This window comes from Ruegeria sp. YTSA135 (assembly GCF_059610165.1).
This window is the reverse complement of the sequence record NZ_JBXWNC010000011.1, coordinates 98362-109063: the sequence shown is the minus strand read 5'-3', so window position 1 is coordinate 109063 and position 10702 is coordinate 98362. Positions and strand designations below refer to the sequence as shown.

General features: G+C 52.9%; 11 protein-coding genes. 7 read left to right on the top strand and 4 right to left on the bottom strand.

Going from position 1 to position 10702, the window contains the following annotated elements:
• Window positions 1–360 precede the first annotated feature (360 nt).
• The 7 genes from AC2FIT_RS15170 (at window position 361) to AC2FIT_RS15140 (ending at window position 7823) form a co-directional block, all read left to right on the top strand.
• Window positions 361–810 carry a CopD family protein gene (locus tag AC2FIT_RS15170; RefSeq protein WP_496830822.1) on the top strand — a complete coding sequence of 150 codons (450 nt, stop codon included), beginning with the start codon at window positions 361–363 and terminating at the stop codon, window positions 808–810.
• 222 nt (window positions 811–1032) lie between these two features.
• The gene (rho, locus tag AC2FIT_RS15165) at window positions 1033–2304 is read left to right on the top strand and encodes a transcription termination factor Rho (RefSeq protein ID WP_068339864.1); all 1272 of its coding nucleotides are present in this window, start codon (window positions 1033–1035) and stop codon (window positions 2302–2304) included.
• A 30-nt stretch (window positions 2305–2334) separates the two neighbouring features.
• Entirely contained in the window at window positions 2335–3621 is a 1287-nt protein-coding gene (mnmE, locus tag AC2FIT_RS15160) for a tRNA uridine-5-carboxymethylaminomethyl(34) synthesis GTPase MnmE (protein WP_496830820.1), read from the top strand.
• 12 nt (window positions 3622–3633) lie between these two features.
• Window positions 3634–5502: a tRNA uridine-5-carboxymethylaminomethyl(34) synthesis enzyme MnmG gene (gene mnmG / locus AC2FIT_RS15155; RefSeq protein WP_496830818.1), complete on the top strand. Its 1869-nt coding sequence runs from the start codon at window positions 3634–3636 to the stop codon at window positions 5500–5502.
• Window positions 5499–6113, top strand: coding sequence for a 16S rRNA (guanine(527)-N(7))-methyltransferase RsmG (gene rsmG, locus AC2FIT_RS15150; RefSeq protein ID WP_496830816.1), 615 nt, complete (start codon window positions 5499–5501; stop codon window positions 6111–6113). Before mnmG ends, rsmG begins: the two co-directional genes overlap by 4 nt.
• Window positions 6106–6909, top strand: a complete 804-nt coding sequence (locus AC2FIT_RS15145; protein ID WP_496830814.1) for a ParA family protein — start codon at window positions 6106–6108, stop codon at window positions 6907–6909. Before rsmG ends, AC2FIT_RS15145 begins: the two co-directional genes overlap by 8 nt.
• Before the next feature lie 20 nt (window positions 6910–6929).
• On the top strand, window positions 6930–7823 hold the full coding sequence (locus AC2FIT_RS15140; RefSeq protein ID WP_496830812.1) for a ParB/RepB/Spo0J family partition protein: 894 nt from the start codon (window positions 6930–6932) through the stop codon (window positions 7821–7823).
• On the opposite strand, the gene AC2FIT_RS15135 is transcribed toward AC2FIT_RS15140, so the two are convergent.
• The 4 genes from AC2FIT_RS15135 to rph are packed head-to-tail and all read right to left on the bottom strand — an operon-like array spanning window position 7813 to window position 10638.
• The gene (locus AC2FIT_RS15135; RefSeq protein ID WP_496830810.1) at window positions 7813–8166 is read right to left on the bottom strand and encodes a YbaN family protein; all 354 of its coding nucleotides are present in this window, start codon (window positions 8164–8166) and stop codon (window positions 7813–7815) included. The two genes, AC2FIT_RS15140 and AC2FIT_RS15135, sit on opposite strands and share 11 nt — an antisense overlap.
• 3 nt (window positions 8167–8169) lie before the next feature.
• Window positions 8170–9324, bottom strand: a complete 1155-nt coding sequence (hemW, locus tag AC2FIT_RS15130) for a radical SAM family heme chaperone HemW (RefSeq protein ID WP_496830808.1) — start codon at window positions 9322–9324, stop codon at window positions 8170–8172.
• Window positions 9314–9928 (bottom strand): RdgB/HAM1 family non-canonical purine NTP pyrophosphatase, encoded by a 615-nt coding sequence (rdgB, locus tag AC2FIT_RS15125; protein WP_496830806.1) that lies wholly within the window; start codon window positions 9926–9928, stop codon window positions 9314–9316. Before rdgB ends, hemW begins: the two co-directional genes overlap by 11 nt.
• Complete coding sequence (gene rph / locus AC2FIT_RS15120; protein WP_496830804.1) at window positions 9925–10638, bottom strand: ribonuclease PH; 714 nt, start codon at window positions 10636–10638, stop codon at window positions 9925–9927. The genes rdgB and rph overlap by 4 nt, the downstream gene beginning before the upstream one ends.
• Window positions 10639–10702: the final 64 nt, after the last annotated feature.

The window sequence follows — 10702 nt, the reverse complement described above, 5'->3', positions numbered from 1 at the left end:
TGTATGGTTTTCAGATTGACACGCAACCCCGGGAATTTCGCGCAAAACTTCCCTGAGTCGCCCGAACGCTGTCCATCTGGGACAAGGATAAGTTTGAAGGCCGGGATTATCGTGTAGTCCTGACTTACCCAAAGAGTTATCCTCAAATCAATCCTCATAGAGTGATATTAACTGACTGTTTTATATAGCTATTTTTTTGAACTCACAGAATCACTCAGGAAAAACTGAAATCTGTCCACGTGTGGAAAACATATGTGTAAAAAAATAATCCCCGGATTTTGTTCAGCCTACAAAACCATCTTCCTTTTTCTTTTCTTATTTTTTGATTAGGGAAAGTTTCCAACAACGGGCGGAGCCGGAATGACTGATCTGCTTTTCACAATTTACCCGTGGGTGAAGGCGTTACACATCATGGCTGTCATCGCCTGGATGGCTGGCTTGTTCTACTTACCCCGGCTGTTTGTTTATCACGTCGAAAAAGCACAGGCCATTGAAGGCACAGAAACCATTTTCTTTGAAATGGAAGAAAAACTGCTGCGGGTGATCATGGGCCCTGCGATGATTGTTGCCTGGGCTTGCGGGCTGATCATGGTGGTGACACCTGGAATCGTGGGATGGGATTTTGCATGGCCCTGGGTCAAAGGCGCAGCCGTAATTGCGATGACATGGTTTCATCACTGGCTGATTGCGCGGCGCAAGGACTTCTTAGAGGGGCGAAATAAGCTCTCTGGGCGGCAGTTTCGCCTGATGAACGAGGTCCCGACCGTTTTGATGGTTTTCATCGTTCTATCGGTCATTCTGAAGTTCTGAGCAGTTTTCGTTTTAGGTAAGAGAAAAGGATCAAAACGCGCGTTCGACCGAAGGGAGAGGCAGCCTGTTTCGATTCAAGGCAAACGTGAAAGTGCTCTGACAGGCCGTTTGACTCGGAAGGCGGTCGCACTTATGTAGGAAGCAACACGCCCGTCCGGGCGGCGTATTTTCCGTTCTAAAATTCCACTTCGTGCCGCGCTGTCTGCGGTGAAGGTATGTATCATGACAACTGAAGCCCTGAATCTGGCCGATCTGAAGGCCAAAAGCCCCAAAGACCTTTTGGCAATGGCCGAAGAGCTGGAAATCGAAAACGCCTCGACCATGCGTAAAGGCGAAATGATGTTCCAGATCCTGCGTGAACGCGCGGATGATGGATGGACCGTTGGCGGCGATGGCGTGTTGGAAGTATTGCAGGACGGCTTTGGCTTCCTGAGATCACCCGAGGCGAACTATCTGCCAGGACCCGACGACATTTATGTCTCGCCAGATATGATTCGCCAGCATTCGCTGCGTACCGGTGATACGGTAGAAGGGGACATCAAAGCCCCGGATGAGAACGAACGTTATTTTGCCCTGACCAAAGTTACCAAGATCAACTTTGAAGAGCCTGAAAAAGCCAAGCACAAGATCCTGTTCGACAACCTGACGCCTCTGTACCCGGATCAGCGTCTGAAGATGGAGATCGAGGATCCCACCATCAAAGACAAATCGGCCCGTGTGATTGATCTGGTCTCGCCGATCGGTAAAGGCCAGCGGTCTCTGATCGTGGCACCGCCGCGGACCGGTAAGACCGTGATCCTGCAAAACATCGCGCATTCCATCGAACAGAACCACCCCGAGTGCTATTTGATCGTCCTGCTGATCGACGAACGCCCGGAAGAGGTGACGGACATGCAGCGTTCGGTGAAGGGTGAAGTTGTCTCCTCGACTTTCGACGAACCGGCAACGCGCCACGTCGCAGTATCTGAAATGGTGATAGAAAAAGCCAAGCGTCTGGTCGAACATAAACGAGATGTTGTTATTCTTCTCGATTCGATCACAAGACTTGGTAGGGCGTTTAACACCGTGGTGCCATCCTCGGGTAAAGTTCTGACCGGTGGTGTGGACGCAAACGCACTGCAACGGCCCAAACGGTTCTTTGGTGCCGCGCGGAATATCGAAGAGGGCGGTTCGCTGACCATCATCGCCACCGCGCTGATCGATACCGGCAGCCGGATGGACGAAGTGATCTTCGAAGAATTCAAAGGCACCGGTAACTCGGAAATCGTTCTGGATCGCAAGATCGCGGACAAGCGCGTGTTCCCGGCGATCGACATCCTCAAATCCGGCACCCGGAAAGAGGATTTGCTGGTCGACAAGGGCGATCTGGCCAAGACCTTCGTCTTGCGCCGTATCCTCAATCCGATGGGGACGACCGACGCAATCGAGTTCCTGTTGTCGAAGTTGAAACAGACCAAGACAAACGGAGAGTTCTTCGATTCGATGAACACCTGACACAGGTCTTAACTAACGCGAGGCCTTCGAATGGATACGATATTCGCCTTGGCCAGCGCACAGGGCAAAGCAGGGGTGGCGGTGATCCGCCTCTCTGGCCCTATGGCGCATTCTGCCACGGCTAATCTGACCGGAAGCCCGCTTCCGCCCCGCGGTATGCGGGTTAGGTCTTTGCATGCAAGTGACGGGTCACGCCTGGATGACGGGTTGGTTTTAACCTTCCAAGCTCCGGCGAGTTTTACTGGTGAGGACGTGGCCGAGCTTCAAATCCATGGAAGCACGGCTACGGTCAATGCGGTGATGCGCAACCTTTCGGATACAAACGGATTGCGTTTGGCTGAACCGGGTGAGTTTACCCGCCGCGCGCTTGAGAACGGCAAGATGGACTTGACGCAGGTCGAGGGTTTGGCTGACCTCATCGACGCTGAAACCGAGGCACAGCGAAAACAAGCGCAGACCATACTGGCCGGCGAACTGGGCGGTTTGGCAGAACGTTGGCGCCGTGATCTGATTCGAGCTGCGTCCTTGCTGGAGGCGGTGATCGACTTTGCCGACGAAGAGGTGCCAACGGATGTGTCCCCGGAGGTCCGCACACTGGTGTCGGGCGTAATGCACGACCTTCAACGTGAGGCAGAAGGTGTAAAGATTGCCGAGCGCATCCGGAGCGGTTTTGAAGTTGCTATTGTAGGGCTTCCAAATGCGGGCAAGTCTACTTTGCTGAACGCATTGGCCGGACGAGAGGCCGCAATAACCTCAGAGTATGCTGGTACGACGCGCGACGTCATCGAAGTGCGCATGGATCTGGGTGGGTTACCTGTTACGCTTTTGGATACGGCCGGACTGCGCGAAACCGAAGATCATGTAGAAAACCTTGGGATCAAGCTTGCTCGGAAAAGAGCGGAGGCTGCAGACTTGAGGGTGTTTCTAACCGAAAACCCGGCCGAACTTGGTGTCGCGATGATAGAAGGTGATATCCAAGTTTTTCCGAAATCTGATCTTCGAGAAGATGACGAAGGAGGAATTTCCGGGAAAACGGGTCAAGGGATCGATCAGCTTATTTCCCACATATCGCGTGTTCTTGCCCAAAGATCTACTAGCTATGGTATAGCTACCCGTGAACGTCATAGGGTAGCGCTGAATGATGCCAATTCTGCACTAGCTGACGCGATGACAGTTCTGGAATCAGGACCAGATTTGTATGATATCGCTGCGGAAGAATTGCGAACGGCAATTCGCGCGCTGGAAACACTGGTTGGCAGGATTGGCGTTGAAGACCTGTTGGATGAGATATTCGCAAGTTTTTGCCTTGGAAAATAGGGAGTGTTTCACGTGAAACATTCGAAGTTCGATGTTGTAGTTATTGGCGCTGGCCATGCTGGCACCGAAGCGGCACATGCCGCTGCGCGAATGGGTGTCGACACCGCCTTGGTAACGCTGTCTGCTCAAGATATCGGTGTCATGTCCTGCAACCCCGCTATCGGAGGGCTTGGCAAGGGACACTTGGTGCGCGAGATTGATGCTTTGGACGGTGTCATGGGTCGCGTTGCCGATCAGGCAGGCATTCAATTTCGTCTATTAAACAGACGCAAAGGACCTGCGGTACAGGGGCCAAGAACTCAGGCGGATCGGGCTTTGTACCGCGCCGCGATGCAAAAGGAAACGAAAGCGCAAGCGCATTTATCAATTGTTGTTGGTGAGGTCGTAGATTTCCTGCTGGACGGCCCCAGGGTGACTGGCATCAGATTGGCAGATGAATCAGAAATTCACGCCAAGGCCGTTATTCTGACGTCTGGTACATTCCTGCGCGGGGTAATTCATATCGGGGATGTCTCGCGCCCGGGGGGGCGAATGGGTGATCGGCCGTCAGTAAAACTTGCTGAAAGGCTGGACAGCTTTGCGCTTCCACTCGGGCGATTAAAGACAGGCACGCCACCTAGGCTGGACGGACGTACGATTGATTGGTCAGATCTTGAACGACAGGATGGCGATGAAGTCCCAACGTTGTTCTCGTTCTTGTCAACGTCTGTCGTGGCGCCGCAGATATCATGTGGAATCACACATACGAACACTCGCACGCATGAAATAATCGAGAAAAACCTATCGCGATCAGCCATGTACGGAGGACATATTGATGGGGTTGGACCCAGATATTGCCCGTCGATCGAAGATAAAATTATCCGTTTCGCAGAAAAGGACTCCCACCAGATCTTTCTGGAGCCGGAGGGTGTCAATGATCATACCATTTATCCTAACGGTATTTCAACGTCGTTACCTCAGGACGTACAGGTTGAATATGTCCATTCAATAAGAGGGCTTGAGAAAGCGGAAATACTGCAACCCGGTTATGCGATAGAATATGACTATGTCGATCCAAGAGTTCTATCTTCATCGCTGTCTTTGCCCGAGGTGCCGGGACTGTATCTGGCTGGCCAAATCAACGGAACAACGGGATATGAAGAAGCAGCAGCGCAAGGTTTGGTCGCAGGCCTGAATGCTGCGCAATACGTCATGGAGCGAGACCCTATCCAATTCACCCGAGCGGACAGTTACATTGGTGTGATGATTGACGATTTGACAACACGAGGTGTAGCAGAACCTTACCGAATGTTCACGTCACGCGCGGAGTTCCGGTTGTCACTACGCGCCGACAACGCGGATCAACGGTTAACTCCAATAGGTGTGGATCTAGGATGTGTCGGACAGGAGCGTTTGGAGAGTTTCAGTAAAAAGATGGATAGGCTGACGGCAGTTAAATCAAAACTGACTGACCGAACGTTCACGCCGAAAGACATACGCGCGGTTGGAATTAACATCAATCAAGATGGAAACCGTCGTGACGCAATGGCCCTGCTGGCATTTCCCGATGTTCATTTCGGGGACATAGTCCCCCTTGTACCTGATCTAGAAAATACTGAAGAAGATATCCGACATCAGGTTGAGAGGGATGCCCTGTACGCAAACTACATTGCGCGACAGAACAAAGATGTTGAAGCTATGAAACGAGATGAGTCATACGAAATACCAAGAGATTTTGATTATTCTGCTCTTGACGGTCTTTCATCTGAGATCAAGCAAAAGCTGACGGAGGCGAAACCTTTGAACATCGCGCAGGCGGGTCGGGTTGAGGGCGTGACACCCGCCGCTTTGACTTTGTTGTTGGCGAAACTTCGACGTGTGCAAAGGGTTCGAAAGGTATGAGTGATAAGATTTTCGACGGTTTGGATGTTTCACGTGAAACATTTGAGCGCCTCGAAACCTATGTACGATTGGTGCAGCACTGGAATCCTAAGATTAACTTAGTCTCGCGAAATAGTTTAACAAACATTTGGGAGCGTCATATCCTTGATTCTGTGCAAGTTTACCGATTGGCGGCTCAGTTCGACACCTGGGTGGATATCGGCAGCGGAGGTGGGTTCCCCGGAATGGTTTGCGCAATTATGGCGATCCAAGACGCACCAGAGGCTCAATTCACACTTGTAGAAAGTGATCAGCGCAAAGCTGCGTTTCTGCGAAGTGTCGCAAGGGAATGCGGGGTAAAATGTGCCGTGCTTTCGAAAAGAATTGAAATGGTTGACCCAATAAGTTCTGATATCCTATCAGCTCGGGCTTTATCTGATCTTGGCAGGTTATTGTCCTTTTGCGACAGACATTTAGGAAAAAGCGGAACTGCGCTGTTGCCGAAAGGCGCAAGCTGGAAAAAAGAGGTAGAAGACGCGCGCAAAGAATGGAATTTCACTTATGAGCCAATTACAAGTTTAACAGAGCCCCAAGCAGTTATCCTAAGGATCAAAGGAGTATCGCGTGGTTGATCTGTCTCGTCCCTCAGGGCCCAGGATTATCGCGGTTGCCAATCAAAAGGGCGGGGTGGGAAAAACAACGACAGCGATCAACCTTGCCGCCGGATTGGCTGAGGCTGGTTGCCGCGTTTTAGTGGTTGATCTGGACCCGCAAGGAAATGCGTCGACTGGACTGGGGGTTGAGGACCGAGATTGGACAACCTACGATCTTTTGTTGGACGATGCACCGCTTGAGGCGGTGATTCAGGAAACGGAAATAGAAGGCCTGCTTGTAATTCCCGCCACCGTTGACTTGAGTTCAGCTGATATCGAGCTGATTTCGAATGAAAAGCGCAGCTATCTACTTCATGATGCCCTACGGCAAACACCAATCGACTCGTTTAATTTAGATTTTGTTCTGATCGACTGTCCACCGTCTCTCAATCTGTTGACTGTGAACGCAATGGTTGCGGCACATTCTGTGTTGGTTCCGCTGCAAAGTGAGTTCTTTGCTTTGGAAGGTCTATCTCAACTCATGTTGACGATCCGAGAGGTCCGTCAAACTGCAAACCCAGAGCTGAGAATCGAAGGTATTGTGTTGACTATGTATGACAACCGCAACAACTTGTCCCGCCAAGTCGAAAAGGATGCGCGTGACAATTTGGGCGAGATGGTGTTTAAAACCAAGATACCCAGGAATGTCAGAGTCAGCGAGGCACCATCTTTCGCTTTGCCGGTACTTCAATATGATTCGGGATCGTTGGGTGCTATGGCGTACAGGCATCTGGCGCGCGAAATTATTCAAAAGAACAAGAATGTCGCCGCCTAAGCGGCAGTGAGGAGGGGTAAGTGGCTGCCAAAAAAACAAAACCCAGAGGTTTGGGTCGGGGCCTGTCCGCTTTGATGGCCGATGTAACACAGGAAACCGCAGGGTTGGCGCCAAATGAACCACGTCGACCGGACATGAACGTTCCCATTGAAAAACTGCACGCAAATCCCAACCAGCCACGCAGGACATTTTCAGCGGAACGATTGGATGAGCTTGCGGCTTCGATCAAGGAAAAGGGAATCATTCAGCCTCTGATCGTACGTGAGGTCAGGGCGGGCGACTATGAAATTGTCGCTGGCGAAAGGCGTTGGCGTGCGGCCCAGATGGCCCAATTGCATGATATTCCGGTTATCGTGCGTGATTTCGACGATACCGAAGTATTGGAAGTCGCCATTATCGAGAATATCCAGCGCGCTGACCTGAACGCCGTTGAAGAGGCGGCTGGCTATAAACAGCTTATGGATCGCTTTGGCCATACGCAGGAAAAGCTGGCCGAAGCACTGGGAAAAAGCCGCAGTCACATTGCCAATCTTCTGCGCCTGCTGTCACTGCCGCAGGATGTGCAGACCTTGGTGATCCAAGGTAAACTTTCTGCGGGTCATGCGCGGGCACTGATTACTGCGGAAAACCCATCAGAATTGGCAAAAATTGTCGTACGGGACGAACTGTCGGTGCGCGCAACCGAAGCGCTGGTAAAGAAACAGCAAGCAGGTCCGGCCAAAACTGCGCCGAGGTCCAGAAACTTGGATGCGGGTAAGGATGCGGATACTCGCGCACTGGAAAAAGATCTTTCAGCCATTCTTGCGATGAAAGTAACGATTAACCACAAGGCGGGATCAGAAACCGGGCAGGTGGTTCTAACATATGAAAACCTGGATCAGTTGGATGATCTGTGCGCCAAACTCAGCCGCTAGGACGCGTCCAGATAAAGGCCAATACAGCACCCAACACGACGGCCTGAATAACCAGAACAAAGACCGGCAAGGATAGCAGAACTGACAGTCCGAAAACGGCGGCGACGGAAAAAGTGGCCGCCCTTTTTGCGTTCGGTCGGATGGCGCCAGCAGTCTGCCAGTCCAGGATCAGTGGGCCGAAGGTCCGATGTGTCACCAACCAATTGTGCAAGCGCGAAGACGAGCGTGCGAAGAAAAACGCTGCTAACAGCAGAAAAGGCACTGTTGGTAATAGAGGAACGGCGATACCGACCACTGCAAGCCCAACGCAGATCAACCCAAGTGCCGCCCAGAGGTACTTCATCACCTATTCCAGCAATTCCCGGATCACCGCATTTAAGACAGCGCGACCATTTTTGGTTGCAACCAATCGACGATCCATCTGCTCAATCATTCCAAGTTCAATCAAATCAGACAGTTTGTTCTGTGGTAAAGAATACCCGGCCAACTCACTGAATCGATCTATATACAGACCTTCTGTGGTTCTTAGACACATCATAAGGTATTCGCTCGCCTGATCTTGCCGTGAAAGCGTCGATCGTAGTTTCTCTCCGCTGCCGTTCTCAACGGCAGTCAGCCAGGCGTTTGGCGACAAATAGGTTTCGGTGGCGAGCTTTTCACTGTTTACCGTGATCCGCCCATGTGCTCCGGGACCAATGCCGACATAATCACCATAGTTCCAGTAGATCAGATTATGTTGTGACTCGGCACCGGGCCGGGCATGGTTTGAAACCTCATAGGCAGGGAGGCCATGTGCCTCGCAGAGGTCTTGAGTGACCAGATACATGTCGGCGGCGCTGTCATCCTCGGGCAGGCCGCGAAGTTTTCCAACCGCATAGCGATCACCAAAAGCAGTGCCTTCCTCAATCGTCAGCTGGTAGAGCGATAGGTGATCAACGGCCATTGACAGGGCTTCGTTCAACTCAGCGCGCCACATCTCCGGGGTTTGGTGTTGGCGTGCATAGATAAGGTCAAAACTGACCCGATCGAAACAAGCGCGCGCGATGTCGAACGCAGCGCGCGCCTCAGCGACGGTGTGAATGCGCCCCAGACGGCGCAGGTCGTCATCGTTCAACGCCTGAACGCCCATCGAGATGCGGTTCACGCCAGCATCGCGATAGGCCGCGAAACGTTCAGCCTCGACCGAACTTGGGTTGGCCTCCAGCGTGATTTCCATGTCGTTGGCGGGGTGCCATAGGGCACGGGCCTGATCAATCACCGCACCAACAGTGTCGGGATCCATCAAAGATGGCGTACCGCCACCAAAGAATATCGTATTCAACACTCGGCCGGGGGTTTCAGCAGCAGAACGCTCCAACTCCCTCAGATAAGAGTTAAGCCATTGTTTATGATTGATATTTTTAGAAACATGACTGTTGAAGTCGCAATAGGGGCATTTGGCCTCGCAAAAAGGCCAATGTACATAGAGGCCAAAGCCCCCGTTGCGCCAATCATCCGCCAAAGCAGCCTTTCACGAACATCTCCACCGCGCGGCCGCGATGACTGATTTTGTTCTTTTCCCAGCGGTCCATCTCAGCATAAGTAATGTCGTGACCGTCCGGTACAAACATCGGGTCGTAGCCGAACCCGTCCTTGCCACGGATTGGCCAAACCAAATGCCCGGGCGCAACGCCCTCGAACACCTCATCATGGCCATCGGGCCAGGCAAGAACCAGCGTGCAGCGAAACTGTGCCGTGCGCGGGTGGGCGGCGTTTTTCGCCTCTAGCTCGTTATGGGCGCGGGTCATGGCGATCATGAAATCACGACCATCGTTCGTTTCTGCCCAGTCGGCGGTGTAAACTCCAGGCGCACCGTCCAACGCGTCGATCGTGATACCGGAATCATCCGATAGGGCAGGCAGGCCTGCCGCCTTTGCAGCGGCGTGGGCTTTAATCCGGGCATTGCCAACGAACGTGTCTTCGGTTTCTTCCGGTTCAGGCAGGTTCAATTCGCCCGCACCTACAACTGTCACGCCAAAGGGTTCGAGGAGATGCGCCATCTCTTCCAGCTTGCCTTTGTTGTGCGTGGCCACCAGCAACCTGTCACCGTCGAACTTGCGTGTCATGTGGTGGCGGCCTTTTGCGCAGCGGCCAATTCGGCAACGCCTTTAGAAGCCAGATCCATCAGCTGATCCATCTGGTCGCGGCTGAAGACCGAGCCTTCCGCGCTCATCTGCACTTCGATCAGTTTGCCCGAACCCGTCATGATAAAGTTGCCGTCAACGCCGGCTTCGCTGTCTTCCGGGTAGTCCAGGTCCAGCACTGGTTGACCGGCATAGATGCCACAGGACACAGCCGCGACCGGATCGACCAGCGGATCGGAAATCACGTCACCCGCCTTCATCAGCTTGTTGACTGCCAGACGTAGCGCAACCCAACCACCGGTGATCGAGGCGCAGCGGGTACCGCCATCGGCCTGGATCACATCGCAGTCCACGGTAATCTGGCGTTCCCCCAGCGCGACCCGGTCCACACCGGCCCGCAGCGCACGGCCAATCAGGCGCTGGATTTCTACCGTACGGCCACCTTGTTTGCCGCTTGTCGCCTCCCGCCGCATCCGGGTGTTGGTTGCGCGGGGCAACATACCATATTCGGCGGTGACCCATCCAAGGCCCGAGCCCTTGATAAAGGGCGGCACGCGATCTTCGATCGTTGCGTTACACAGTACGTGGGTGTCGCCCATTTTGATCAGGCAGGAACCTTCGGCATGTTTGGTGAACCCCGTTTCGATTGAAACGGCGCGCATTTCGCTTAAATCTCGTCCTGAGGGTCGCATCGAAAATCCTTTGTTTGCTGGGTTGGGGATAACGTCCTGCGGCGCTAGGATGCAACCCCGATTG

Excerpts from the sequence above, each read along its gene's own strand:
- AC2FIT_RS15170 (WP_496830822.1), top strand. The coding sequence starts at position 361 with ATGACTGATCTGCTTTTCACAATTTACCCGTGGGTGAAGGCGTTACAC.
- rho (WP_068339864.1), top strand. The coding sequence starts at position 1,033 with ATGACAACTGAAGCCCTGAATCTGGCCGATCTGAAGGCCAAAAGCCCC.
- mnmE (WP_496830820.1), top strand. The coding sequence starts at position 2,335 with ATGGATACGATATTCGCCTTGGCCAGCGCACAGGGCAAAGCAGGGGTG.
- rsmG (WP_496830816.1), top strand. The coding sequence starts at position 5,499 with ATGAGTGATAAGATTTTCGACGGTTTGGATGTTTCACGTGAAACATTT.
- AC2FIT_RS15135 (WP_496830810.1), bottom strand. The coding sequence starts at position 8,166 with ATGAAGTACCTCTGGGCGGCACTTGGGTTGATCTGCGTTGGGCTTGCA.
- rdgB (WP_496830806.1), bottom strand. The coding sequence starts at position 9,928 with ATGACACGCAAGTTCGACGGTGACAGGTTGCTGGTGGCCACGCACAAC.
- rph (WP_496830804.1), bottom strand. The coding sequence starts at position 10,638 with ATGCGACCCTCAGGACGAGATTTAAGCGAAATGCGCGCCGTTTCAATC.